Consider the following 25,050-nt stretch of genomic DNA (forward strand, 5'->3'; position numbering starts at 1 on the left):
GCAGTTCTCCAGATAGATCTCAATCGCTGATTTCAGGACTGCTGCGCAGCCCATCGGGGATAAATCCCCTCACCACAGGGGATTTTCTCCTCATCACAGGCTTTGCAGGGTCCCGGCGATCTCGACCTGACCAACTTCAAAGAGGGTGCATTCAATGTCCCAAGAATTCGATTACATCATCATCGGTGCCGGCTCGGCCGGTAACACCCTGGCGACCCGTCTAACTGAAGACGAAGGCGTCACCGTTCTGCTGCTCGAAGCAGGCGGCCCGGATTATCGTCTCGATTTCCGCACGCAAATGCCGGCCGCACTGGCGTTCCCGCTGCAAGGTCGTCGCTACAACTGGGCTTACGAAACCGATCCAGAGCCACACATGGACGGTCGCCGGATGGAATGCGGTCGCGGCAAAGGCCTCGGCGGCTCTTCGCTGATCAACGGCATGTGCTACATCCGCGGCAACGCGATGGACTACGACAACTGGGCCAAGCTGCCGGGCCTTGAAGATTGGGACTACCTGAACTGCCTGCCGTACTTCCGCAAAGCGGAAACCCGTGACATCGGCCCGAACGATTACCACGGTGGCGAAGGCCCGGTCAGCGTGACCACGCCTAAGGCTGGCAACAACCCGCTGTTCCACGCCATGGTTGAAGCCGGCGTGCAGGCCGGTTATCCGCGTACCGAAGACTTGAACGGTTATCAGCAGGAAGGCTTCGGCCCGATGGATCGCACTGTAACGCCGAACGGCCGCCGTGCTTCCACCGCCCGTGGTTACCTCGATATCGCTAAAAAGCGTTCGACCCTGACCATCGTCACCCACGCCCTGACCGACAAGATTCTGTTTGAAGGCAAGCGTGCCACTGGCGTGCGTTATCTGGTGGGCGACGCTGAAGAGCGCGTTGAAGCCAAAGCCCGCAAGGAAGTCCTGCTGTGCTCCGGCGCCATCGCCTCGCCACAGGTGCTGCAGCGTTCCGGCGTAGGCCCGGCAAAACTGCTGGAAAGCCTCGACATCCCGGTCGTTCACGACCTGCCGGGCGTCGGTGAAAACCTGCAGGATCACCTTGAGCTGTACCTGCAATACGCTTGCACCCAACCGGTTTCGCTGTACCCGTCGCTGCTCTGGTACAACCAGCCGGCCATCGGTGCCGAGTGGCTGTTCAACGGCACCGGCATCGGCGCCAGCAACCAGTTCGAGGCCGGCGGTTTCATCCGTTCGCGTCCGGAATTCGAATGGCCGAACATCCAGTACCACTTCCTGCCGGTAGCGATTAACTACAACGGCAGCAACGGTGTGAAAGAGCACGGTTTCCAGGCGCACATGGGTTCCATGCGTTCGCCGAGCCGTGGTCGCATCCAGGTGAAGTCCAAGGACCCGCGTCAGCACCCGAGCATCCTGTTCAACTACATGGCCACCGAGCAGGACTGGCAGGAGTTCCGTGACGGCATCCGCCTGACCCGTGAAATCATGCAACAGCCGGCGCTGGATCAATACCGTGGCCGTGAAATCAGCCCGGGTATCGAAGTGCAGTCCGATGAGCAGTTGGACAAGTTCATCCGCGAACACGCCGAGACCGCGTTCCACCCGTCCTGCTCGTGCAAGATGGGCACCGACGAGATGGCTGTGGTCGATGGCGAAGGCCGCGTGCATGGCATGCAGGGTCTGCGAGTGGTCGATGCGTCGATCATGCCGATCATCACCACCGGCAACCTGAACGCGCCGACGATCATGATCGCCGAGAAAATCGCCGACAAGATCCGTGGCCGCCAGCCGCTGCCGCGCAGCACCGCCGACTACTACGTAGCGGGCGATGCGCCGGTGAAGGGCAAGGCGATGCGTGATATCACGCCTGCTGCTCAGTAATTCAGTTACACCGCATCAAGGCTAATCGCGAGCAGGCTCACTCCTACAAGGATTTTCAGTGAACACACATTATGTGAACACTGAAGATTAACTGTAGGAGTGAGCCTGCTCGCGATGAGGCCCTACAATTCAACACCCCCTCCCCCCTGATTCACAGTAAAACCCCCTACACCCCCTCTTCACTTGATCCTACCCCCACGCAGGCCTACTCTAGGTCTCGCGCAATCGTTTCACCCCTCCCCGCCGTCGCTTTACCGCTTCCCCCTAACAAGGAGGTTCCCGAATGTTCGATTTCCACCCCCAGCTCAAGCAGCGCTTCGCTGCCTTGCGCACGGGCGCTGAGTTCTTTTCCCTGCGGTATGTACGCGAGTCCGGCCAATACCTGTCGGTGCGCAAGAACGTTGCCGAGCCGCCGAGCCTGAGCCGCGACGAAGGTGCGATGCTCACGGTGCGGGTCAACGGCGTCGAAGCCTACGCTGCGACCAATGACCTCTCGCAACAAGGCCTGCAAGCCGCCCTTGAGCGCGCCGAACAGCAGGCCCGGCGGCTTAAGCCCCACGCCTTGCTCGACCTGCGCGATCAACCGGTCTCCAGCGACCGCGCGGATTACTTTTCACCCAATCTCGAACAACCCTTCCCGTCCCTGAGCGAATGCTTTGAGCTGCTCGGCGCGGAATCCGCCTCGGTGCCAAAGGATGAGCGCCTGGTGAATTGGGAAGTCAGCATTGGCATCACCCACGTCGAACAGATCTACCTGAGCAGCGCCGGCGCCGAATTGCGCCAGGCCCAGCGCTTTGTCTACCCGAGCCTCGACGTCACCGCCTACGACGGCAACGACAGCCAGACTCGCAGCCTCGGCCGCGAGAACTTTGGCCAACAGGGTGGCGCAGACGTGATCAGCCGTTGCGGGCTGATCGGTGCCGGCCCGCAAGTCGCTGATCAGGCGCTGCAACTGCTGCTCGCGCCGAACACCCCGCAAGGCCCGCGCGACCTGCTGCTGATGCCTGACCAGATGATGCTGCAGATCCACGAATCCATCGGTCACCCGCTGGAACTCGACCGCATCCTCGGCGACGAACGTAATTACGCCGGTACCAGTTTCGTCAAGGCGTCTGACTTCGGCAGCCTGCAATACGGCTCGAAACTGCTCAACGTGACGTTCGATCCGGGCATTCCCGAAGAACTCGCCAGCTACGGCCATGACGACGACGGCAGCAAAGCCAGCAAACAATTCCTGATTCGTGATGGTCTGCTGCTGCGTCCACTCGGCGGTGCGCTGTCGCAGTTCCGTGCCGGGATGGACGGCGTTGCCAACAGCCGCGCCTGCGGCTGGAACCGTCCACCGATCGATCGCATGGCCAACCTCAACATCGAGCCGGGCGATCAGCCGCTGAACAAACTCATCGAAGGCATCGAGCACGGCATCCTGATGAGCACCAACCGTTCATGGTCGATTGACGATGCGCGCAACAAATTCCAGTTCGGCTGCGAATGGGGCCAGTTGATCGAAAACGGCGAACTCAAAGGCGTGGTCAAGAATCCCAACTATCGGGCGATTTCCGCGCACTTCTGGAAAAGCCTGCGCGCCGTCGGCGATGCCAACACCGTCAAGGTGCTCGGCACGCCGAACTGCGGCAAGGGCGAACCAAACCAGGTGATCCGCGTCGGCCACGCTTCGCCGGCCTGCGTATTCAGCAACATTGATGTATTTGGGGGAGACGCCTGATGAGCATTTCGAAGAGTCAGTCCGACGCCTTCAAGGTCATGGTCGATTGGCTGCGCGACAGCGTCCGCGAGCCGGAACAGTTCACCCTCAGCTACGCCGCTGAATCTTCGGCGTTCGTGCGCTTCAATCACGCCAAGGTGCGCCAGGCCGGGCAGGTGCAACAAGCCAATATCGTCCTGAAACTGATCAACGATGGTCGCCACGCCGACCTGCAAGTCACCCTTTCCGGCGATCAGGAAGGCGACCTGCAGCGGCTAGCCGAAGGCCTGCAACAACTGCGCGAAACCCTGCCGCTGCTGCCGCAGGATCCGTATCTGCTGCTCAACCACAATGGCTGGCAGAGCAGTAAAGTGCAGGATCATCCGCTGCCGGATACCGAGCAAGTGGTCGACGAAATCTGCGCCGCCGCTGAAGGTCTGGATCTGGTCGGTTTCTATGCCGCAGGCCCGATCAGCCGTGGTTTCGCCAGTTCCTCAGGCGCGTTTGGCTGGCATCAGGCCAACAGTTTCAACTTTGACTTCAGCCTGTTCCATGAGAACGGCGAAGCGGTGAAGGCCAGCTACGCCGGGCACGACTGGAGCAGCGAAGGCTTCACCAAGCGCTTCCAGCAGGCTCGCGAACAACTGGAGTTTCTCGGTCGCCCACTGCGCACCTTGCCGCCGGGGCAGTACCGCGCCTATCTGGCGCCAGCCGCGCTGGAAGAAATCATGGGCATGCTGAGCTGGGGCGGTTTCTCCGCGCAGTCGATTGCCAGCAAGAGCAGCCCGCTGCAGAAGTTGTATGTCGGCGATCAGGCGTTCAGTCCGCTGGTGTCGCTGGATGAGAAAGTCAGCGATTCGCTGAGCCCGGCGTTTTCCGGCGAGGGTTATCCGCGCAGTGATTTGCGCCTGATCATCGAGGGCAAGGCTGGAGATCAGTTGGTCGGTTCGCGCAGCGCGGCCGAGTATGGTCTGACGGCCAACGGTGCCAGCGGTGGTGAATCACCGAGTGCGCTGAACATGGCCGCCGGGGATTTGCCACAAGCGGAGATTCTCAAGCAGTTGGGCACCGGGCTGTACATCAGCAATCTGTGGTACCTGAACTTCTCGGATCAACCGGCGGCACGCATGACCGGCATGACGCGCTTCGCGACGTTCTGGGTCGAAAACGGCGAGATTCAGGCGCCGGTCAGCACCATGCGATTCGACGACAGCGCCTACAGCCTGCTCGGTTCGCAGCTGGAAGCGTTGACGACCGAGCGAGAGTTGCTGCTGTCGGCGAGCACGTATAGCCAGCGCAATACTTCGTCGGCGTTGCTGCCGGGAGCGTTGGTGAGCCGGTTGACTCTGACGCTGTAAACACGCTACTCCCCAATACACAGGGGCTTGAGTACGGGCCTCTGTAGCGAGGGGATTTATCCCCGATGGGTCGCGCAGCGGCCCCAAAAAATGGGACTGCTGCGCAGTCCATCGGGGATAAATCCCCTCACCACAGGGACCGTTACCACAGGGTTCCATGTAGTACATGAATTTGGATTAACCACCCACCAGAGGTTCCATGCCAGACCGCCCGCCTCTCGACGCCATCACCGCCCGCTGGTTGCCGTGGGTCGTCGCCATTGCGTTTTTCATGCAGTCCCTCGACGGGACCATCCTCAACACCGCCCTGCCGGCCATGGCCCGCGACCTGGCCGAAGACCCCTTGCGCATGCAGGGCGTGGTCATCGCCTACATGCTCACCGTGGCCCTGCTGATCCCCGCTTCCGGCTGGATAGCGGACCGTTTCGGCACCAGGAAAATCTTCTTCGGCGCGATCCTGCTGTTCAGCATCGGCTCGCTGCTCTGTGCACTGTCGAGCACCCTGAGCATGCTGATCGGCGCCCGGGTGATTCAGGGACTGGGCGGGGCGCTGATGCTGCCGGTCGGGCGACTGGTGGTGTTGCGCGCTTATCCGCGATCCGAGCTGGTGCGGATCATGGGCTTCATCACCATTCCCGGATTACTCGGCCCGCTGCTCGGCCCGACCATGGGCGGCTGGATGGTCGAATACCTGACGTGGCACTGGATCTTCCTGATCAATCTACCGGTGGGTGTCATCGGCTGCTACGCGGTGTGGAAATTCATCCCAGACCTGCGCGGCAGCGAACGCACGCGCTTCGACAGCCTCGGTTTCCTGCTGTTTGGCGCAGCGATGATTCTGATCACCATCGCCATGGAAGGCCTCGGCGAATTGCATCTGCCGCACTTGCGCGTGATGTTGCTGCTGTTCGCTGGCTTCGCCTGTCTGGCCGCGTACTGGCTGCGCGCGGGGCACATCGAGAATCCGTTGTTCTCACCGTCGCTGTTCAAGACCCGCACATTTGCCGTCGGCATTCTCGGCAACTTGTTCGCCCGTCTCGGCAGCGGCGCGTTGCCGTTTCTGGTGCCGTTGCTGCTGCAAGTGGCGCTGGGTTATTCACCGTCGCAAGCGGGGATGAGCATGTTGCCATTGGCCGCTGCAGCGATGATCGCCAAGTGGGTCGCACGACCGCTGATCGAGCGCCTCGGCTATCGCATCGTGCTTACCGGCAACACGCTGCTGCTCGGGATCATGCTGGCCAGCATGGGCCTGGTCAGCGAGCAGACGCCGTACTGGCTGCTGCTGTGTCTGCTGGCGATTCTCGGCGCGATAAACTCGCTGCAGTTCACCGCGATGAACACCGTGACCCTGATCGACCTCGACGACGCCAGCGCCAGCAGCGGTAACAGTTTGCTGTCGGTGGTCGCGCAGTTGTCGCTGAGTCTGGGGGTTGCCTGCGCCGGGGCCTTGTTGGGCGGGTTTACCGCCGAGGTCGGCAACGACGGTGTCGAGACGGTGCTGGGCGCGTTCCAGTTGACCTTCGTGACGGTCGGGATCATGGCGATGCTGGCTGCGACGATCTTCTCGCAGCTGTCAAAAGAAGACGGCCGGCGCGCAAAACGGCCGCAAGAACACATCGAACATTAATTTGTAATGGGGGCTTTTGTGGCGAGGGGATTTATCCCCGATGGGTTGCGCAGCAGCCCCAAAAAGGTTGAATGCGATCGGTCTGATGTACCGGGGGGGGTAGATATAAAGGGGGGGGCGCTGCGCGCCCCAACGGGGATAAATCCCCTCGCCACAGATAAATCCCCTCGCCACAACAGCTCCTTTGCCTCAAGTTTCTCACTAGTCAGCAAGGCTCGGGATTGTCGGCTCAGTCGCTGTTCGTCCAGAACTTTCGAGGAAAGTGGCACGGGGCTGCTACACTGCGCGACATTTTGTTTTGCAGGCCCGTCCCGTGACCACCATCGCCACCGCTTTTAACACTCTGCCGCTGTCCGCTGCCATGCTGGCTAACCTCGAATCACTCGGTTATGCGCAGATGACGCCGATCCAGGCGCAGAGCTTGCCGGTGATCCTCAAAGGGATGGACCTGATCGCCCAGGCCAAGACCGGCAGCGGCAAGACCGCTGCGTTCGGCATCGGCCTGCTCAACCCGATCAACCCGCGCTACTTCGGTTGCCAGGCACTGGTGATCTGCCCGACTCGCGAGCTGGCCGACCAGGTCGCCAAGGAAATCCGTCGCCTGGCCCGTGCCGAAGACAACATCAAAGTCCTGACCCTGTGCGGCGGCGTGTCGTTCGGCCCGCAGATCGCTTCGCTGGAACACGGCGCGCACATCATCGTCGGCACCCCGGGGCGCATCCAGCAGCACCTGCGCAAGGGTTCGCTGGTACTCGATGGCCTGAACACGCTGATCCTCGACGAAGCCGACCGCATGCTCGACATGGGTTTCTACGACGCCATCGAAGACATCATCGTCAAGACCCCTGAGCGTCGTCAGACCTTGCTGTTCTCGGCAACCTACCCGGTCGGCATCAAGCAGCTCGCGTCGAAGTTCATGCGCGATCCGCAAACGGTGAAAGCCGAGGCGTTCCACGATGACACGCAGATCGAGCAGCGTTTCTACGAGATCTCCCCGGAAGATCGCATGAGCGTCGTGACCAAAGTCCTGCACCACTTCCGCCCGGCGTCCTGCGTGGCGTTCTGCTTCACCAAGCAGCAAGTGCAGGAAACCGTTGATCACCTGACTGCCAAAGGCATCTCCGCCGTCGGCCTGCACGGCGATCTGGAACAGCGTGACCGCGATCAGGTGCTGGCAATGTTCGCCAACCGCAGTACTTCGGTACTGGTCGCCACCGACGTTGCCGCCCGCGGTCTGGACATCGATGCGCTGGACATGGTGATCAACGTCGAACTGGCGCGCGATTCGGAAATCCACATTCACCGCGTTGGCCGTACCGGTCGTGCGGGCGAGAAAGGCATTGCCATCAGCCTGGTTGCACCGGGCGAAGCGCACCGCGCACAAGCCATCGAGCAACTGCAAAAGTCGCCGCTGAACTGGGATCAGGTCGACAACCTCAAGTCCCAGGGCCTTGCCCCGTTGCAGCCGCCGATGACCACCCTGTGCATCGGTGCCGGCCGTAAAGACAAAGTGCGTCCGGGCGACATTCTTGGCGCATTGACTGGCGAGGCCGGCATCCCGGGCGCGCAGGTCGGCAAAATCGCGATCTTCGACTTCCAGGCATTTGTGGCTGTTGAGCGCACCGTGGCCATGCAAGCCTTGCAGCGCCTGAACGACGGCAAGATCAAGGGCCGTTCGCTGCGCGTGCGTATCCTGTAAGAACAACGTAATTCCCCTGTAGGAGCTGCCGAAGGCTGCGATCTTTTGATCTTGATCTCAAAAACAAGATCAAAAGATCGCAGCCTCGTTTCACTCGACAGCTCCTACACAGGTCGTTTTGTGGTGACATTTCAGAGGACACCGTTTTGCGCTCTACCGAAGTCGTGATCATTGGCGCTGGCGCCGCGGGTTTGATGTGTGCACTGACCGCCGCCGGGCGCGGCCGTCAGGTATTGCTGCTCGACCATGCGAACAAGGCCGGCAAGAAAATCCTGATGTCGGGCGGTGGCCGCTGCAATTTCACCAACATGTACACCGAACCGAGCAATTTCCTCTCGCAGAACGCGCACTTCTGCAAATCCGCACTGGCGCGCTACACCCAGTGGGATTTCATCGGCATGGTCGGCAAGCACGCCGTGCCGTATCACGAGAAGAAGCTCGGTCAGCTGTTCTGCGATAACAAATCCAGCGACATCCTCGAAATGCTCCTCACCGAGTGCGATCAGGTCGGCGTCGAGCTGCACCTCGACACCTCGATCCAGACTATCGAGAAAGTCGAAAGCGGTTACCTGCTCGACACCACCCTCGGCCAGATCCAGTGCCAGTCGCTGGTGATCGCCACTGGCGGTCTGTCGATCCCGACGTTGGGCGCCACCGGTTTCGGCTACCAAGTCGCCAAACAGTTCGGTCACGACCTGCTGCCGACCCGCGCCGGGCTGGTGCCGTTCACCATCACCGATCAGCTCAAGGAACTGTGCACAGAGCTGTCCGGTACGTCGGTAGATTGTCTGGTCAGCTGCAACGATCAGAGTTTTCGCGAGAACATCCTGTTCACTCACCGCGGCCTCAGCGGCCCGGCGATTTTGCAGATTTCCTCGTTCTGGGAATCCGGCGACACGGTGGAGATCAACCTGCTGCCGGATCACGACGCCGCCAGCTGGCTGCAACAGCAGGTGGCCGAGCGTCCGAACAGCGAACTGAAAACCCTGCTCGGTGAGATCTTCACCAAGAAGATGGCCAATCTGCTGGCGGATAACTGGTTCGTGTCCAAACCGATGAAGCAGTACACCCATGCAGAGTTGGCTGAGATCGCCGACAAGCTGGGCAGCTGGAAAGTGGTGCCGGCCGGCACCGAAGGTTATCGCACGGCAGAGGTCACGCTGGGTGGCGTCGACACCCGCGAAGTGTCGTCCAAAACCATGGAATCGCTGAAAAGCCCGGGCCTGTATTTTGTCGGCGAAGTGCTCGACGTGACCGGGCATCTGGGCGGTTTCAACTTCCAGTGGGCCTGGGCCTCGGGTTACGCGGCTGCGCAGTACGTCTGATCCACGTCTTTCAAATGTGAAATGCAATCCCTGTGGGAGCTGGCTTGCCAGCGATGAGGCCGGCAGATCCAACATCGATGTTGAACGCCAGGACGCCATCGCTGGCAAGCCAGCTCCCACAGGTTTTTGTGCCAACCCCCAAATTGAGTTCGGCATAAAAGCAGTAAGGAACACTTTTTGCTGTCAGATGTGATCGGCGCCATTGCGTCGGCGTCATTACTGGCTCAATTTAGCGGCATCGCCTCGGAAGGCCTTCGCACTTCATGTCCTCGACTTCGTTTCGTCAGTCTTTGCGGCGCCTGTGGGCGCTGGATAAATTCAGTTATAGCGTGCGGGTGTTCATCGCCCTGACCGGCAGCATGGCGCTGTGTTGGTATCAGGATGAAATGGGCCTGCTGATCCCGTTGTTCCTGGGGATTATCGCCAGCGCCCTGGCCGAGACCGACGACAGTTGGCAGGGTCGCCTCAACGCACTCGCCGTGACGCTGGTATGTTTCAGCATCGCCGCATTGTCGGTCGAATTGCTCTTCCCCTACCCCGTCATCTTTGCGATTGCGCTGGCGTTGGCCAGTTTCGGCCTGACCATGCTCGGTGCGCTGGGCGAGCGTTATGGGGCGATTGCCTCGGCAACCCTGATCCTTTCCGTGTACACGATGATCGGCGTCGACCAGCGCGGCGGCGCAGTCCTCGATTTCTGGCATGAACCGATGCTGCTGGTGGCAGGCGCCGCGTGGTACGGCCTGCTCTCTGTGCTGTGGCAGGCGCTGTTTTCCAACCAGCCGGTGCAACAGAGTCTGGCGCGGTTGTTCCGTGAACTGGGTTTTTACCTGAAGCTGAAATCTTCGCTGTTCGAGCCGATCCGGCAGATGGACGTCGAGGCCCGACGCCTGGAACTGGCCCAGCAGAATGGTCGCGTGGTGGCGGCGCTGAACAGCGCCAAGGAAATCATCCTGCACCGGGTCGGCAACGGTCGCCCCGGCTCGAAAGTCAGCCGTTACCTGAAGCTGTACTTCCTCGCGCAAGACATCCACGAACGCGCCAGCTCTTCGCACTATCCATACAACGCGTTGGCCGATGCGTTTTTCCACAGCGATGTGCTGTTCCGCTGCCAGCGCCTGCTGCGCCAGCAGGGTAAAGCCTGCCGGGCGCTGGCCGAATCGATCCAGATGCGTCAGCCGTTCATCTACGACGCCAGTTTTGCCGAAGCCCTGAGCGACCTCGACGCCTCCCTCGAACACTTGCGCATCCAGAGCAACCCGGCATGGCGCGGCCTGCTGCGCTCACTGCGCGCACTGGCGGCCAACCTTGGCACCCTCGACCGTTTGCTCAGCGATGCGAGCAACCCCGATGCCTTGGCCGACGCCACCGACAGCAGCCTGCTCGACCGTTCGCCGCGCAACTTCAAGGACGTGTGGATTCGCCTGCGCACACAACTGACACCGACTTCGTTGCTGTTCCGCCATGCCCTGCGTCTGCCGCTGGCCTTGAGCATCGGCTACGGCATGGTGCATTTGATCCACCCGTCGCAAGGCTACTGGATCATCCTCACCACGCTGTTCGTCTGCCAGCCAAACTACGGCGCGACGCGACGTAAACTCGGCCAGCGGATTCTCGGTACCGCCATCGGCCTGACCGTGGCGTGGGCGTTGTTCGATCTGTTCCCTAGTCCGCTGGTGCAGTCGTGCTTCGCCATCGCCGCCGGGGTCGTGTTCTTTACCAACCGCACCACCCGCTACACCCTGGCGACCGCTGCGATCACCATCATGGTGCTGTTCTGCTTCAATCAGGTCGGTGACGGTTACGGGCTGTTTCTGCCACGGCTGTTCGATACCTTGCTCGGCAGCCTGATCGCCGGTCTGACGGTGTTCCTGTTCCTGCCGGACTGGCAAGGCCGACGCCTGAACAAAGTGCTGGCCAACACCCTGACCTGCAACAGCATCTACCTGCGCCAGATCATGCAGCAATACGCCGCCGGCAAGAGTGACGACCTCGCCTATCGCCTGGCCCGACGCAACGCGCACAACGCTGATGCAGCGCTGTCGACAACGCTGGCGAACATGCTCATGGAGCCTGGGCATTTTCGTAAGGAAGCGGACGTCGGTTTCCGTTTTCTGGTGCTGTCGCACACCTTGCTGAGTTATCTGTCAGGGCTCGGCGCGCATCGCGAAACCCTGCTGCCCGCGGATGTGCGTGAGCAGTTGATCGAAGGCGCCGGGGTGAAACTGGCGGCGAGCATCGATGAAATCGCCCAAGGCCTGGCGAGCAAACAACCGGTTGCGATTCAAAGTGACGAAGAAGAAGCGCTGGCCAATGAGCTGGAGCAGATGCCGGATGAAATCGATGAAGGGCAGCGACTGGTGCAAACGCAACTGGCGCTGATCTGCCGACAGTTGGGACCGTTGCGGACGTTGGCGGCGCATTTGATCAAGGACACCAGTGAGACCAGCGGCGGCTGACAGGACGTCATCGCGAGCAGGCTCACTCCTACAGGGGAACGCATTTCAAATTGTAGGAGTGAGCCTGCTCGCGATGAGGCCATCAGCCATACAGAGAGCCTCTAATCAGCATTCACATCCCATGCTGGCGCAGCAACTTGTCATAACTCCCATCCGCCTTCATCGCCGCAATCGCCTTGTCAAACCCCGCGACAATCTGCTCATGCTGCGGATTCTTCAGGCTCACCAATATGTGCAGGCTGTTCTCGCTCAACGGTTTGGGCAAAAACTCCACCGCACTGCGTACCTTCGATGATTCCCGCGCCAGGTAATAGCGCGCGACATATTCATCTTCCAGCGTCAGCTTGACCCGATCCGCCGCCAGCATGCGCACGCCCATGGCGAAGTTATGCACAGGGACTTTCTGCATCGCCGTGTCGGCATCAAATGGCGGCGAGTAGGCGTAACCGCGCACCACCGCTATGGGATAAGTGTGCAGTTGTTGCAGATTGCTGTATTCGAGTGGCGTGTCTTTGCGCTTGAGAAAGCGGATGCGATTGACCAGATACTCACCGGAAAACTGCCCCAGTTTCATCCGGTCTTCGTTATACCAGGCATTGACCAGTACGTCGTAACGCCCCTCGCCAACCCCCAGCAGCGCCCGTGCCCACGGTACTTGCTGATACCCGCTGGCAAAACCGGCCCGGGCCAGCGCGGTGGTGACGATGTCGGTGGCCAGGCCGCCGTTGACCAGTGTGTCATCGGTGAAGGGCGGCCAGAGATCAAACACCAGCCGCAACTTCTGCGCCGCTGCGGTCTGAGCCAGCAAGAGCAATCCGATCAAAGCAAAAGCTCGATGCAAACGCGGCATGCTTGAAAATCCTCAGCGGGCCGGAGCCCTGCATGTTTTCAGTCAAAACCCCAAGGCCCCTTACCGGCAAAACCCAGGCACTGACATTAGCTCAATGGAACCACTGCACAGTGCTCACCCGCAGATTACACAAAGACGCCCGCGCTGCGCGAAAGGAATGATGGCATTTTGACCTTTGTCACAGACTCTTACGCCATACAGACATCTGCGACCGGTGCGCTTAGTATCGGACGACGTATTCAAGGAATCGGAAAATGACAATCGAGTGGGTCTGCAAACATCACAGCGATCTGGGCAAAGAGCAGCTTTACGCACTGTTGAAGCTGCGGTCGGAAGTGTTCGTGGTCGAACAGAAATGCGCCTACCCCGACCTCGACGGTCAGGATCTGGACGGCGACACCTATCACTTGATGGGTTGGGAGGATGATCAGTTGATGGCTTATCTGCGCCTGCTCGACCCCGAATCCCAGGGTGGCGACGTGGTGATCGGCCGCGTGATCACCGCCCCGCAGGCCCGAGGCAAAGGGGTGGGGCACGAGATGATGGAGCAGGCGCTGAAGCAGGCCGAGAAACACTGGCCGCAGGTGCCGATCTATCTGTCGGCGCAGGCGCATTTGCAGGGGTATTACGGCAAGTACGGTTTCGTGGTGGCGGGTGAGGAATATCTGGAGGACGACATTCCGCATATTGGGATGCGTCGTTCCTGAAGGCCCCATCGCTGGCAAGCCAGCTCCCACAAGAAATTGCGTCGTTCACAACTTGTGTGAACACCAGAAAAACCTGTGGGAGCTGGCTTGCCAGCGATGGCGTCAGCCCAATCCACTCAAGATTCAGGGATATTCAAGCACAGCCTTGATCTGCCGCAAATTACGCTCGATCCACCCCCGATCAATCGCCCCCCACTCACGAATCCGATAACGCCCGGCATGGTTGCGCGCGCCCTCTTCCTGCTCGAACTCACAAATGATATCCAGATCCGCCAGCGCGGCTATCGTGTCCTGTGCCGTGCGCCGGGGCATGCCGGTCACTTCGGTCAGCGCCGGCACGCTTGGGGCTAGACCGCTGTCGATCAGGTACGCCACATACAAGCGTCGATAGAAACTGCTTTTGGTCTTGCTGACGTCCATGCATGCACTCCGCATTTATTGAAGATCAAAAGATCGCAGCCTTCGACAGCTCCTACAGGGGGGAACGCATTCCAGTGTAGGAGCTGCCGAAGGCTGCGATCTTTTGATCTTTGTTCTTCACTGCATGTCCCGCCAGGTCAGATACACGCGCAGATCAAACTCGACCTGGTGATACCCCGGCAGCATGTGTTCGCACAATTTATAAAACGCCTTGTTGTGATCAGACTCTTTGAAGTGCGCCAGTTCATGCACGACGATCATTTTCAGAAAGTCCGGCGCAGCGTCCTTGAACAGCGAGGCGATACGAATCTCTTTTTTGGCCTTGAGTTTGCCGCCCTGAACGCGCGAAACCGTGGTGTGCAACCCGAGAGCGCGGTGGGTCAGGTCGAGGCGGTTGTCGAACAGCACTTTGTCGATGGCCGGCGCGTTGCGCAGGTATTCCTGCTTCAGGTCCAGCGCGTAGGTGTACAGCGCCTTGTCGCTCTGCACATCGTGGCGCCCCGCATAACGCTGGTCCAGGTATTCACCCAGACGCCCGTCGGCGATCAATTGGCGCACCTGATCCTGGAGTTGCGCGGGATAGGCCTGGAGGTACTTCAACACAGTCATGGACGGGCGACACGGTTCAAAAAAGGTGCGCCAGTGTAGCGAATTCAGCCGGGCAACGCGCTCCAGTCGAAAGGCTCGGCAAAGCTTGCGACATCTTCGGCAATCATCGGGCGCGCAACGAGGAAGCCTTGTACGTACTCGCAGCCGTGGGCTTGCAGCCATTGATATTGCTCAATGGTCTCGACACCTTCGGCGATCACCAGCAAACCGTATTGCTTGCACAGATTGATCACTGTGCTCACCAGGTACGCGTCCTTTTTGGAGTCCGGCAATCGAGCGATCAGATGGCGGTCGAGCTTGAGTGTGTCCAGCTCCAGGTCACGCAAATGCGTCAACGAACATGGCCCGGAGCCGAAATCGTCCAACGCTACCCGCACCCCGAGATTGCGCAGCAAGCGCAACTGCTTGCGGGTTTCGTCGGGGTTTTGCATCAACGCTTCTTCGGTGACCTCGACTTCCAGTTGCCGTGGCTGCAAGGCATGTCGCTCCATGACCTGACGCAACTCGGTGACCAGATTAGGCAGGCTGAACTGGGTGTTGCTCAAACTCACGCCGAGCACCAGGTCTTCGGCAAACAAGGTTTCCCAGGCTTTGCGCTGCCCGGCGCCACGGTGATAAATCCAGCTGCCGAGGCGACTGATCAGCCGCGCCTCCTCCAGCAACGGCAAGAACAACCCCGGCGGCACATCACCCACGCTCGGGTGCTGCCAACGCAGCAGCGCCTCGAAACCACGGATCTGGCCGCTATCGATCGCCACCTGCGGTTGATAGACCAGATTGAAATCACGGTTTTCGATGGCGGTGCGCACACTTTCTTCAAGCATCAACCGCGAGCGCGCACGGCCATTCATTTCATGATCATAGAAGCGATATTGCTGACGCCCGGCGCGTTTGGCTTCGTACATGGCGATGTCCGAGGCGCGCAGCAATCCGTCGAGGTTCGATCCGCAGTCCGGATAAGTGGCGATGCCGATACTGGCGCCGAGGGCAATATCCATGCCCTCGATTTGCTGACAGATCGAGACCCGTTCGATCAGCTTCTCGGCAATCTTCGCCGCCTGCTCGGGAAACTCCAAATCCAGCAGTGCTGTAAATTCATCACCGCCCATGCGCGCAAGAATATCGAACGGCCGCAAACACGCCTTCAATTGCTCAGAGACCCAGCGCAACACACGGTCGCCCGCGTCATGACCGAGGGAATCGTTGACGCGTTTAAAGCCGTCGAGATCCAGATAAAGCAGCACCCAACTGCCGTCGCTGCGTTCGCCGCGCAGCAGCAGGTTTTCGACGGTTTGATAAAAGCCACGACGATTGAGCAACCCGGTCAACGGATCAGTGACCGCTTGAAATTCAAGCTGCTGGTGCAAATGGCGCACCACCGACATGTCGAGCACCGTCACCACCATCGCCTGTTGCTCGGCAGGTAACGGCGCGCAGGACAGCGCCACCGGCACTTGCTGTCCGGGCGCGGTACGCAGCAAAGCGTCGCGCAGACGCAAGGTTTCGCCGCGCTGGTAACTGGTTTTGAATTCGGAATCGGCCCACAACGGGATGTGCGGTTTCTGCAGGTAATCAAGAAACTCCTTACCCTCCAGTTCTTTCACAGGCGCATTGAGCAGCCGTGAAATCGCCGGATTGGCAAAGCGGATCAAGCCGTCCTCGCCCAGCACCAGAATGCCTTCGGCAGCGTTATCCAGCACCGAGGCATTAAATGCCCGCGCCACCTCCAGATCGCGAGTCAGTTGCTGCAAGGCGCGTCGATTGCGCTGATGCTCCAGCAGCGCTTGCACCTTGGGCTTGAGGATCTGCGGGTCGAAGGGTTTGAACAGATAATCCACCGCACCACTGGCATAGCCCTTGATCACGGCATCCTGGGATTGCTCGTTGGCGGTGAGGAAGATGATGGGTGTGAGGCGCGTGCGCTGACTGCCGCGCATCAGCCGCGCGACTTCAAAACCGTCCATGCCCGGCATCTGCACATCCAGCAGAACCAGATCGACGTCGTATTCGAGCAGAATATTGAGCGCCTCGAAACCGGAAGCGGCGGTCATGACGTGCCAATCCTGACGCTGCAGCAACGCGCGCATGCTGATCAGGTTTTCAGGGTAGTCATCTACGATCAACAGGACAGAGCTGCCTTCACTTGGCGGGGGTTGCGCGCATTCCATGCTGCTTCTCTTGTCGGGACATCAGGTCGGTTCCGGTAAAACCGCACACATACTGAGCCTTCACTCTAGTCTTGGATCCACAAAAGCAGTAGCTGTCATCAAGCCATCATTTAACGAATGACTGGTTTAGCCGACTAACGGTCACGCTTGAAGTCCCCTGAAACCGGGAAAGGTGGCATTTCGACAGGATGTTGACGTCAACCGTCCGCCGGACGGCCGTTAACAAATTCTCCCTCTACGCTTATAAAGGCCGCCCCAAAACGCGCGGGCTAGAGCTTCTGGCACGTACGTGCAGTAAAACTTGAGTGGAAGAACCGACATGATCGATCTCGCAACCTGGAACCTCAGCGTTCCCGTTGGCAGCCCGCCATATACCGTCGAAACCTCCAAACTGGTGAAAGGCTTCAAGGATCAATACTTCCATTCCGACACCGGCACCCTGTTCTTCTGGTCACCGGTCACCGGGTCAAAAACCGAAAACGCCATCTACCCGCGTACTGAACTGCGGGAGACCTACAGCAACGGCACCCTGCGAAATTGGTATTACCCGGACGCCGACAACCTGCTGCGCGCGACCGTCACGGTCAACAAAGTGCCAAGCTCCGGCAAAATCGTCATCGGCCAGATTCATGCTTATGAAAGCCAGAAGCCGATGCTCAAGCTCGAGTACCAATACAAGACTAAAACCGAAACCGGCAATCTGGTGATAAAGGTGCGCATGCGCCCCGATGACGACGAAAGCCGCGTCATCACCCTCGCCACGGGAATCAAACTCGACCGGGAATTCAACTACCTCATCCACCTCAGCCCCGGCGGCGCGCTGGGCGTGAGTGCAGCGGGTTATCAATGGGATTCACAGATCAGCGCGACTTGGCGCAACAAGCCGTTGTATTTCAAGGCCGGGGTGTATGTGCAGGACAACACCGGATACACCAGCGAAGGCGGCCAGGTAACCTTCTCCAAACTCGACATTGATCACGATAAATAACCCCACCCGCCAGAACGCATTCCCCTGTAGGAGCTGCCGAAGGCTGCGATCTTTTGACTTTGACTTTTCAATATCAAAAGCAACATCAAAAGATCGCAGCCTTCGGCAGCTCCTACATTTAAACGGTGTTGTTTAGATCTGTCGGCGGTTACTTCCGGATGCCTACAACAGCTTGCGTCGTTGCCTACGGGTACGCCAGAATCCGCCGGCTTGTGCGCCTGGAGGGCCATCGGTAACTTGATTCGCGTCACTGATTTCCAGTGATCGGGTTTAGTAGCCCGTGGTTACGCGATGCGCATTGGCACCATTCAGTCGGGAATATCCTGCGCTTGATGGTAGCTGTTCGCAGGGCGCCTTCGGGTGCGCCGGTCGCGTCTCCCCGGTCTACTAACCTGCGTTCAGCTGCCACCCCTTCGTTTAGTAGCGATCCGGTGTCGGCTCCATTTACCGGAGACGAAACATGACCAAATCAACGCCACACCCGCCGGTCACCGACCCGGCCTCCCCGTACGAATCCCTCGACTCAAAAAAACTCAACGACGCCGCCGAACGCGCCCTCGACCATTACCTCAATCCCGCCGCCAACATAATGGCCAGCACCAACGAACCCGAACCCATGTACCTCGCCAACCCGAAGTACAACACCGAGTCCCTGCTGGCCAACGCCAGCGAAACCCTGGGTTCAGCGAGCGAAATGCTCAACAACTTCGCCGCGATGCTCGATGCCTCGCACCGCAAGACCGCGCTGGGCATTGCGCAGGTCGTCATGCTCGGTGAACTGGCGGTGAATCAAGCGCTGGATCATGTTGAGTTGAAGGAATAGTCACCCACAAAAAACCCGCCTCTCGGCGGGTTTCTTGATTCAATGGTTTAACGCTCAGGCTTAGTTAACCTTGGCGTTCAACTCACCCTTCAGATAACGCTGATACATCGCTTCCAGCGAGATCGGCTTGATCTTCGAAGCGTTACCGGCAGTGCCGAACGCTTCATAGCGAGCGATACATACGTCGCGCATTGCAGTAACGGTCGCGCCGAAGAATTTACGTGGGTCGAATTCGCTCGGGTTGGTGGCCATCAGGCGACGCATTGCACCTGTGGATGCCAAACGCAGGTCAGTGTCGATGTTGACCTTGCGCACGCCGTACTTGATCCCTTCGACGATTTCTTCAACCGGTACGCCGTAGGTTTCTTTGATGTCGCCGCCGTACTGGTTGATGATCGCCAGCCACTCTTGTGGCACCGACGAGGAACCGTGCATCACCAGGTGGGTGTTCGGGATGCGTTTGTGGATTTCCTTGATGCGGTCGATGGCCAGCACGTCGCCGGTAGGTGGCTTGGTGAACTTGTAGGCGCCGTGGCTGGTGCCGATGGCGATGGCCAATGCGTCGACCTGGGTGCGTTTGACGAAGTCAGCGGCTTCTTCCGGGTCGGTCAGCATTTGGCTGTGATCCAGAACGCCTTCAGCGCCGATGCCGTCTTCTTCGCCGGCCATACCTGTTTCCAGGGAACCCAGGCAGCCCAGCTCGCCTTCAACCGAAACGCCGCAGGCGTGAGCCATGGCTACGGTCTGCTGAGTGACGCGGACGTTGTAGTCGTAGTCGGTCGGGGTCTTGCCGTCTTCGCCGAGGGAGCCGTCCATCATTACCGAGCTGAAGCCCAGCTGGATCGAGCGCTGGCAGACGTCAGGGCTGGTGCCGTGGTCCTGGTGCATGCACACCGGGATGTGCGGGAATTCTTCGATCGCGGCCAGGATCAGGTGACGCAGGAATGGCGCGCCAGCGTATTTACGGGCGCCGGCCGAAGCCTGGACGATCACCGGGGAGTCAGTCTTGTCAGCGGCTTCCATGATGGCGCGCATCTGCTCAAGGTTGTTGACGTTGAAGGCTGGAACGCCGTAGCCGAACTCGGCTGCGTGGTCCAACATCTGGCGCATGCTGATAAGTGCCATTGTGTGTGTCTCTCCCGGTTTGGGTCGTTAATCGTGCCAGCCTGCCGGAGCGGCGGCGGCTATTCAAGTGATTGCAGATCGGGGGTTGAGGCCCGGCCTGGTGATTCGATAAAGCAAATTCTTCCGAACTGCGCAGAACCCTTGTAGGAGTGAGCCTGCTCGCGATAGCGGCCTGACAGTCGCTGCAGTGCTGACTGCAGAATTGCTATCGCGAGCAGGCGAAGGCCTACAATGGGCCTGCGGTGTTGCAATTACTCGGCTTTACAGCCGCGGCCGATCAGGTCATTGGTAGCGACCCAGTACACCAGGCCTTCCTCACCCTTGACGTGAAACGCCAGCATGCCATCGCTGTAAAGCGCGCCCGAGGCACCCGGCTCTTCTTTCAGGCGATAGACCTGATCACCGCCGCCCAGTCGAACGTCGACTTCCTTCTGGCCGGCATCGGCGTAACGCCACAGCACTTTGGCCTGGCTGTCGCAGGTCCACGTAGTCCAGTTATCCGCCGGGGCGGACGACTGAAACAGGTTCAACTGCGCGCAACCGCCCAACAATGCCAACGCCGCAATGGCGATCAAGCCTTTCATCCGTGTTCCTCGACTGACGACACACGCCGCCAGCCCTGAGTTAAAGAGTCAGACCCGTCAAGGACAACCATGTTCCTTGACCGGGGTTTGTGTCTCGTATTTGTCCAGACCGTCCGGCCCGGAACGCTTGTTCAGCACCGGGTTGGTCTCGGCCTGCCAGTCGGCCTGATAACAGCCTTTCTGCACCGCGTCTGGCGCAGGCGTAGGCTCGGCCTTCGGGTTGCTCCCGCAGGCCGCCAGCGTACCGGTCAGCAACAACAATGCTAACGACTTGACCATGTGAACACTCCTTTGCCTGGCCAAACGGGCGGCCTCAGGCCTTGGCCCGGCTTTCCAGGACTTCAACGGCTGGCAGCACTTTGCCTTCGACGAATTCGAGGAACGCGCCACCACCGGTGGAAATGTAGGAGATCTTTTCAGCCACGCCATATTTATCGATGGCCGCCAGGGTGTCACCACCGCCGGCAATCGAGAACGCATCACTGTCGGCAATGGCCTGAGCCAGCACTTTGGTGCCGTTGCCGAACTGATCGAATTCGAACACACCGACCGGGCCGTTCCACAGAATGGTTTTCGACGACTTCAGCAGTTCGGCGAAGTTGGCCGCAGTCTGCGGGCCGATATCCAGAATCATGTCATCGGCAGCAACGTCAGCAATCAGCTTCACAGTCGCTTCAGCCGTTTCAGCGAATTCCTTGGCAACCACAACGTCGACCGGCAGCGGCACGCTGACCTTGGCAGCGATGGCGCGCGCGGTGTCGAGCAGATCCGGTTCGTACAGCGACTTGCCTACCGGATGACCGGCAGCGGCAAGGAAGGTGTTGGCGATGCCGCCACCGACGATCAGTTGATCGCAGATCTGGCTCAGGCTGTTCAGCACGTCGAGTTTGGTCGAGACCTTGGAGCCGGCAACGATGGCAGCCATTGGTTGCGCAGGCGCGCCCAGCGCTTTGCCCAGTGCATCCAGCTCAGCGGCCAGCAGCGGGCCAGCGGCGGCGACTTTGGCAAATTTGGCCACGCCGTGGGTCGAACCCTCGGCGCGGTGAGCGGTGCCGAACGCATCCATCACGAACACATCGCACAGGGCGGCGTATTGCTGGGCCAGTTCGTCAGCGTTCTTTTTCTCGCCCTTGTTGAAGCGCACGTTTTCGAACAGCACGATGTCGCCGGCCTTGACGTCAACGCCGCCCAGGTAATCGGCCACCAGCGGCACTTCACGGCCCAGAGCCTTGCTCAGGTAGTCAGCGACTGGCTTGAGACTGTTCTCGGCGGAGAACTCGCCTTCGGTCGGACGGCCAAGGTGCGAGCACACCATGACGGCGGCACCTTTTTCCAGGGCCAGCTTGATGGTCGGCAGCGAAGCCAGGATTCGCGCATCGCTGGTGACAACACCGTCCTTGACTGGGACGTTGAGGTCTTCGCGGATCAATACGCGCTTACCTTGCAGATCGAGGTCGGACATCTTCAACACGGTCATGGGTCGCACTTCCTACGGTTTTTTTGAAGTTGCTGTTTGCAGATAGTGTTCTGCAACGTCCAGCATTCGGTTGGCAAAACCCCACTCGTTGTCGAACCAGGCCAGGATGTTTACCAGCCGGGGGCCGGAAACGCGGGTCTGACTGGCATCGACGATGGCCGAATGTGGGTCGTGGTTGAAATCACAACTGGCGTGAGGCAATTCGGTGTAGGCCAAAAGACCCTTGAGCGGGCCGCTGGTGGCGGCTTCACGCAGGATCCGATTGACCTCATTGGCGTCGGTCGCCGTGGCGGTCTGCATCGTGATGTCGAGGCACGACACGTTGACCGTCGGCACGCGTACGGCTTTGGCCTGAATTCGGCCGGCAAGTTCCGGCAGCAGGCGCTCGATACCGCGCGCCAGACCAGTGGACACCGGGATCACCGACTGGAACGCCGAACGGGTACGGCGCAGGTCTTCGTGGTGATAGGCGTCGATCACTGGCTGATCGTTCATCGCCGAGTGAATCGTGGTAATCGACACGTACTCGAGGCCGATCGCCTTGTCGAGCAGACGCAACAGCGGCACGCCGCAGTTGGTGGTACAGGAGGCGTTGGACACCAGCAGTTCGTCGCCGGTCAGGCAGTCCTGATTGACGCCGTAAACGATGGTGGCGTCGACATCCGCCTCGCTGGCCATCGGCTGCGAGAACAGCACGCGCGGCGCGCCAGCGTTGAGAAACCGCTGACCGTCTTCACGGGTGTTGTAGGCGCCGGAGCATTCGAGCACCAGATCGACGCCCAGCGACGCCCAATCGATGCCTTCGGGGGTGGCACTGCGCAGAACCTTCACGCAGTCGCCATTAATATGCAGACAGTCGCCCTCGACCCGCACTTCGCCGGGAAACCGGCCGTGGGTAGAGTCGAAGCGTGTCAGGTATTCGATGCTGGCCATGTCGGCCAGATCGTTGATCGCGACAATTTCAAACCCGGCTTTCTCGCCTCGCTCAAACAACGCACGCAAGACGCAACGACCAATCCGGCCGTAGCCGTTGAGTGCAACTTTGTAAGGACGCGGTTGAGGCATGGGGTTCTCAATAGTGTTCGCTGACAACATAACCCCATGTAGGAGCTGCCGGAGGCTGCGATCTTTTGATCCTGTTTTTAGATCAAGATCAAAAGATCGCAGCCTCCGGCAGCTCCTACAGGGGAACGCGATGGCCGGGGCCACCGCATTCGTACTGCTTAGTCTTCCAGCAGCTCTTCAGCCTGACCCAGGATGTTTTCCAGGGTGAAACCGAATTCCTCGAACAGTGCTGGCGCAGGCGCCGACTCACCGTAAGTGGTCATGCCGATCACGCGACCTTCCAGACCCACGTACTTGAACCAGAAGTCGGCGTGAGCCGCTTCGATCGCGATACGCGCGCTGACCTGCAACGGCAGGACGGCTTGCTTGTAGCCAGCATCCTGAGCATCGAACACGCTGGTGCAAGGCATCGAAACCACGCGCACCTTGCGGCCCTGCTCGGTCAGTTTGTCGAAGGCTTGAACAGCCAGGCCGACTTCCGAACCGGTTGCAATCAGGATCAGCTCAGGCTCGCCTGCGCAGTCCTTCAGCACGTAGCCACCGCGGCTGATGTCGGCAATCTGGCCAGCATCACGGGTTTGGTGCTGCAGGTTCTGACGCGAGAAGATCAGCGCCGATGGACCGTCCTTGCGCTCCAGAGCGTTTTTCCAGGCCACCGCCGATTCAACGGCATCGGCTGGACGCCAGGTGTCGAGGTTCGGTGTAGTGCGCAGGCTGGTCAGTTGCTCGATCGGCTGGTGCGTCGGGCCGTCTTCGCCCAGACCGATGGAGTCGTGGGTGTAGACATGAATCACTTGCTTCTTCATCAGCGCCGACATGCGTACAGCGTTGCGAGCGTATTCCATGAACATCAGGAAGGTCGCGCCGTAAGGCACCAGGCCGCCGTGCAGGGTGACGCCGTTCATGATCGCGGTCATGCCGAATTCGCGCACGCCGTAATACATGTAGTTGCCGCTGGCATCTTCAGCGCTGACACCTTTGCAACCTTTCCACAGGGTCAGGTTGGAACCGGCTAGGTCAGCCGAACCACCGAGCAGTTCTGGCAGCAGCGGGCCGAACGCGTTCAGGGTGTTCTGGCTGGCTTTACGGCTGGCGATGGTTTCGCCTTTGGCAGCGACTTCAGCGATGTACGCCGAGGCTTTTTCCGAGAAGTCTGCCGGCAGTTCACCGCTCAGACGACGGATCAGTTCGTTGGCTTCGGTCGGGAACGCGGCGGAGTAGGCAGCGAAACGCTGATCCCACTCGGCTTCTACAGCGCGGCCGGATTCCTTGGCATCCCACTCGGCATAGATGTCGGCCGGGATTTCGAACGGGCCGTGGTTCCAGTTCAGCGCCTGACGGGTCAGAGCGATTTCCGCGTCACCCAGTGGGGCGCCGTGGCAATCTTCTTTGCCTTGCTTGTTCGGCGAACCGAAACCGATGGTGGTCTTGCAGCAGATCAGCGTCGGCTGCGCGCTCTTGCGAGCGGTTTCGATGGCAGTCTTGATCTCTTCCGGGTCGTGACCGTCAACGTTGCGGATCACCTGCCAGTTGTAGGCTTCGAAACGCTTCGGCGTGTCATCGGTGAACCAGCCTTCGACTTCGCCGTCGATGGAGATGCCGTTGTCATCGTAGAAGGCGATCAGCTTGCCCAGACCCAAAGTACCGGCCAGGGAAGCGACTTCGTGGGAAATGCCTTCCATCATGCAGCCATCACCCAGGAACACATAGGTGTGGTGGTCAACGATGTTGTGGCTCGGACGGTTGAACTGCGCCGCCAGGACTTTTTCTGCCAGGGCGAAGCCCACAGCGTTGGCCAGGCCCTGACCCAACGGGCCCGTGGTGGTCTCGACGCCTGGGGTGTAACCGAATTCCGGGTGACCCGGGGTGCGGCTGTGCAGTTGACGGAACTGCTTGAGGTCTTCGATCGACAGGTCGTAACCGGTCAGGTGCAGCAGCGAATAGATCAACATCGAGCCATGGCCGTTGGACAGCACGAAGCGGTCACGGTCGGCGAACGATGGATTGCTCGGGTTGTGCTTGAGGTAGTCGCGCCAAAGCACTTCGGCGATATCTGCCATACCCATAGGTGCACCGGGATGGCCGCTGTTGGCTTTTTGCACGGCATCCATGCTGAGGGCACGAATGGCGTTGGCACGCTCACGACGGCTAGGCATCGCTGATCTCCTGGGTGTGAATAGATTGAAACGGAAAAAAGGAGGGCATT

The 25,050-nt window shown here is 59.8% G+C and carries 21 protein-coding genes; 10 read left to right on the forward strand and 11 right to left on the reverse strand.

Going from position 1 to position 25,050, the window contains the following annotated elements; all coding sequences use genetic code 11:
• The first annotated feature begins 154 nt into the window (after positions 1-154).
• The 6 genes from betA to ICA15_RS11160 all read left to right on the forward strand — a co-directional run bounded on the left by betA (position 155) and on the right by ICA15_RS11160 (position 9,572).
• Positions 155-1,858: a choline dehydrogenase gene (gene betA, locus ICA15_RS11135; RefSeq protein ID WP_150617798.1), complete on the forward strand. Its 1,704-nt coding sequence runs from the start codon at positions 155-157 to the stop codon at positions 1,856-1,858.
• 283 nt (positions 1,859-2,141) lie between these two features.
• Complete coding sequence (locus tag ICA15_RS11140; RefSeq protein ID WP_150617799.1) at positions 2,142-3,584, forward strand: TldD/PmbA family protein; 1,443 nt, start codon at positions 2,142-2,144, stop codon at positions 3,582-3,584.
• A complete protein-coding gene (locus tag ICA15_RS11145) occupies positions 3,584-4,921 on the forward strand; it encodes a TldD/PmbA family protein (RefSeq protein WP_210553497.1) in 1,338 nt (445 codons plus the stop codon). Before ICA15_RS11140 ends, ICA15_RS11145 begins: the two co-directional genes overlap by 1 nt.
• 199 nt (positions 4,922-5,120) lie before the next feature.
• Positions 5,121-6,548 carry a multidrug transporter subunit MdtD gene (mdtD, locus tag ICA15_RS11150; RefSeq protein ID WP_150617801.1) on the forward strand — a complete coding sequence of 476 codons (1,428 nt, stop codon included), beginning with the start codon at positions 5,121-5,123 and terminating at the stop codon, positions 6,546-6,548.
• Positions 6,549-6,909: 361 nt separating this feature from the next.
• Positions 6,910-8,247, forward strand: coding sequence for an ATP-dependent RNA helicase DbpA (gene dbpA, locus ICA15_RS11155; protein WP_241865726.1), 1,338 nt, complete (start codon positions 6,910-6,912; stop codon positions 8,245-8,247).
• A 146-nt stretch (positions 8,248-8,393) separates the two neighbouring features.
• Positions 8,394-9,572 (forward strand): NAD(P)/FAD-dependent oxidoreductase, encoded by a 1,179-nt coding sequence (locus ICA15_RS11160; RefSeq protein WP_210553496.1) that lies wholly within the window; start codon positions 8,394-8,396, stop codon positions 9,570-9,572.
• Positions 9,573-9,582: 10 nt separating this feature from the next.
• Here the strand turns inward: ICA15_RS11160 and ICA15_RS11165 are convergent, their stop codons facing one another.
• A complete protein-coding gene (locus ICA15_RS11165) occupies positions 9,583-9,789 on the reverse strand; it encodes a hypothetical protein (protein WP_200617171.1) in 207 nt (68 codons plus the stop codon).
• A 46-nt stretch (positions 9,790-9,835) separates the two neighbouring features.
• Between ICA15_RS11165 and yccS the strand changes: the two genes are divergently transcribed.
• Positions 9,836-12,028, forward strand: coding sequence for a YccS family putative transporter (yccS, locus tag ICA15_RS11170; RefSeq protein ID WP_210553495.1), 2,193 nt, complete (start codon positions 9,836-9,838; stop codon positions 12,026-12,028).
• 112 nt (positions 12,029-12,140) lie between these two features.
• Here the strand turns inward: yccS and ICA15_RS11175 are convergent, their stop codons facing one another.
• Positions 12,141-12,878 carry a substrate-binding periplasmic protein gene (locus tag ICA15_RS11175; RefSeq protein ID WP_210553494.1) on the reverse strand — a complete coding sequence of 246 codons (738 nt, stop codon included), beginning with the start codon at positions 12,876-12,878 and terminating at the stop codon, positions 12,141-12,143.
• A gap of 254 nt (positions 12,879-13,132) precedes the next feature.
• Here ICA15_RS11175 and ICA15_RS11180 point away from each other — a divergent pair, with 254 nt between their 5' ends.
• On the forward strand, positions 13,133-13,585 hold the full coding sequence (locus ICA15_RS11180) for a GNAT family N-acetyltransferase (RefSeq protein WP_150601919.1): 453 nt from the start codon (positions 13,133-13,135) through the stop codon (positions 13,583-13,585).
• A gap of 123 nt (positions 13,586-13,708) precedes the next feature.
• Here ICA15_RS11180 and ICA15_RS11185 read toward each other — a convergent pair whose 3' ends face one another.
• The 3 genes from ICA15_RS11185 to ICA15_RS11195 form a co-directional block, all read right to left on the reverse strand.
• Positions 13,709-14,005, reverse strand: coding sequence for a helix-turn-helix domain-containing protein (locus tag ICA15_RS11185; RefSeq protein ID WP_027610630.1), 297 nt, complete (start codon positions 14,003-14,005; stop codon positions 13,709-13,711).
• A gap of 117 nt (positions 14,006-14,122) precedes the next feature.
• Complete coding sequence (locus tag ICA15_RS11190) at positions 14,123-14,614, reverse strand: M48 family metallopeptidase (protein ID WP_150601920.1); 492 nt, start codon at positions 14,612-14,614, stop codon at positions 14,123-14,125.
• Positions 14,615-14,658: 44 nt separating this feature from the next.
• Positions 14,659-16,782, reverse strand: a complete 2,124-nt coding sequence (locus tag ICA15_RS11195) for a putative bifunctional diguanylate cyclase/phosphodiesterase (protein WP_210553493.1) — start codon at positions 16,780-16,782, stop codon at positions 14,659-14,661.
• A 319-nt stretch (positions 16,783-17,101) separates the two neighbouring features.
• On the opposite strand from ICA15_RS11195, the gene ICA15_RS11200 reads away from it, so the two are divergent.
• Together ICA15_RS11200 and ICA15_RS11205 are read left to right on the forward strand one after the other, a co-directional pair.
• Positions 17,102-17,770, forward strand: coding sequence for a polysaccharide lyase family 7 protein (locus ICA15_RS11200; RefSeq protein ID WP_042561488.1), 669 nt, complete (start codon positions 17,102-17,104; stop codon positions 17,768-17,770).
• Between the two features lie 460 nt (positions 17,771-18,230).
• The gene (locus tag ICA15_RS11205; RefSeq protein ID WP_210553492.1) at positions 18,231-18,593 is read left to right on the forward strand and encodes a DUF6124 family protein; all 363 of its coding nucleotides are present in this window, start codon (positions 18,231-18,233) and stop codon (positions 18,591-18,593) included.
• A gap of 60 nt (positions 18,594-18,653) precedes the next feature.
• On the opposite strand, the gene fba is transcribed toward ICA15_RS11205, so the two are convergent.
• The 6 genes from fba to tkt form a co-directional block, all read right to left on the reverse strand.
• A complete protein-coding gene (gene fba / locus ICA15_RS11210) occupies positions 18,654-19,718 on the reverse strand; it encodes a class II fructose-bisphosphate aldolase (protein WP_007913760.1) in 1,065 nt (354 codons plus the stop codon).
• Positions 19,719-19,969: 251 nt separating this feature from the next.
• Positions 19,970-20,302, reverse strand: coding sequence for an MliC family protein (locus ICA15_RS11215; RefSeq protein ID WP_203419808.1), 333 nt, complete (start codon positions 20,300-20,302; stop codon positions 19,970-19,972).
• Positions 20,303-20,359: 57 nt separating this feature from the next.
• A complete protein-coding gene (locus ICA15_RS11220; RefSeq protein ID WP_150601927.1) occupies positions 20,360-20,581 on the reverse strand; it encodes a hypothetical protein in 222 nt (73 codons plus the stop codon).
• Positions 20,582-20,615: 34 nt separating this feature from the next.
• A complete protein-coding gene (locus tag ICA15_RS11225; protein WP_210553491.1) occupies positions 20,616-21,779 on the reverse strand; it encodes a phosphoglycerate kinase in 1,164 nt (387 codons plus the stop codon).
• A gap of 12 nt (positions 21,780-21,791) precedes the next feature.
• Positions 21,792-22,844 carry an erythrose-4-phosphate dehydrogenase gene (epd, locus tag ICA15_RS11230; protein WP_150617808.1) on the reverse strand — a complete coding sequence of 351 codons (1,053 nt, stop codon included), beginning with the start codon at positions 22,842-22,844 and terminating at the stop codon, positions 21,792-21,794.
• Positions 22,845-23,002: 158 nt separating this feature from the next.
• Entirely contained in the window at positions 23,003-25,000 is a 1,998-nt protein-coding gene (gene tkt / locus ICA15_RS11235; RefSeq protein WP_042561494.1) for a transketolase, read from the reverse strand.
• Between the last annotated feature and the right edge of the window lie 50 nt (positions 25,001-25,050).

Source organism: Pseudomonas sp. P116, from assembly GCF_020149425.1.
GTDB lineage: Bacteria > Pseudomonadota > Gammaproteobacteria > Pseudomonadales > Pseudomonadaceae > Aquipseudomonas > Aquipseudomonas anatoliensis.

Bases quoted from the DNA above. Each gene is read 5' to 3' on its own strand.
- fba (WP_007913760.1), bottom strand. From the start codon at position 19,718: ATGGCACTTATCAGCATGCGCCAGATGTTGGACCACGCAGCCGAGTTC.
- ICA15_RS11205 (WP_210553492.1), top strand. From the start codon at position 18,231: ATGACCAAATCAACGCCACACCCGCCGGTCACCGACCCGGCCTCCCCG.
- ICA15_RS11165 (WP_200617171.1), bottom strand. From the start codon at position 9,789: ATGACGCCGACGCAATGGCGCCGATCACATCTGACAGCAAAAAGTGTT.
- ICA15_RS11225 (WP_210553491.1), bottom strand. From the start codon at position 21,779: ATGACCGTGTTGAAGATGTCCGACCTCGATCTGCAAGGTAAGCGCGTA.
- epd (WP_150617808.1), bottom strand. From the start codon at position 22,844: ATGCCTCAACCGCGTCCTTACAAAGTTGCACTCAACGGCTACGGCCGG.
- ICA15_RS11180 (WP_150601919.1), top strand. From the start codon at position 13,133: ATGACAATCGAGTGGGTCTGCAAACATCACAGCGATCTGGGCAAAGAG.
- ICA15_RS11185 (WP_027610630.1), bottom strand. From the start codon at position 14,005: ATGGACGTCAGCAAGACCAAAAGCAGTTTCTATCGACGCTTGTATGTG.
- mdtD (WP_150617801.1), top strand. From the start codon at position 5,121: ATGCCAGACCGCCCGCCTCTCGACGCCATCACCGCCCGCTGGTTGCCG.
- ICA15_RS11200 (WP_042561488.1), top strand. From the start codon at position 17,102: ATGATCGATCTCGCAACCTGGAACCTCAGCGTTCCCGTTGGCAGCCCG.
- ICA15_RS11175 (WP_210553494.1), bottom strand. From the start codon at position 12,878: ATGCCGCGTTTGCATCGAGCTTTTGCTTTGATCGGATTGCTCTTGCTG.
- ICA15_RS11145 (WP_210553497.1), top strand. From the start codon at position 3,584: ATGAGCATTTCGAAGAGTCAGTCCGACGCCTTCAAGGTCATGGTCGAT.
- ICA15_RS11220 (WP_150601927.1), bottom strand. From the start codon at position 20,581: ATGGTCAAGTCGTTAGCATTGTTGTTGCTGACCGGTACGCTGGCGGCC.
- betA (WP_150617798.1), top strand. From the start codon at position 155: ATGTCCCAAGAATTCGATTACATCATCATCGGTGCCGGCTCGGCCGGT.
- ICA15_RS11190 (WP_150601920.1), bottom strand. From the start codon at position 14,614: ATGACTGTGTTGAAGTACCTCCAGGCCTATCCCGCGCAACTCCAGGAT.
- ICA15_RS11195 (WP_210553493.1), bottom strand. From the start codon at position 16,782: ATGGAATGCGCGCAACCCCCGCCAAGTGAAGGCAGCTCTGTCCTGTTG.
- dbpA (WP_241865726.1), top strand. From the start codon at position 6,910: ATGCTGGCTAACCTCGAATCACTCGGTTATGCGCAGATGACGCCGATC.
- ICA15_RS11140 (WP_150617799.1), top strand. From the start codon at position 2,142: ATGTTCGATTTCCACCCCCAGCTCAAGCAGCGCTTCGCTGCCTTGCGC.
- yccS (WP_210553495.1), top strand. From the start codon at position 9,836: ATGTCCTCGACTTCGTTTCGTCAGTCTTTGCGGCGCCTGTGGGCGCTG.
- ICA15_RS11215 (WP_203419808.1), bottom strand. From the start codon at position 20,302: ATGAAAGGCTTGATCGCCATTGCGGCGTTGGCATTGTTGGGCGGTTGC.
- tkt (WP_042561494.1), bottom strand. From the start codon at position 25,000: ATGCCTAGCCGTCGTGAGCGTGCCAACGCCATTCGTGCCCTCAGCATG.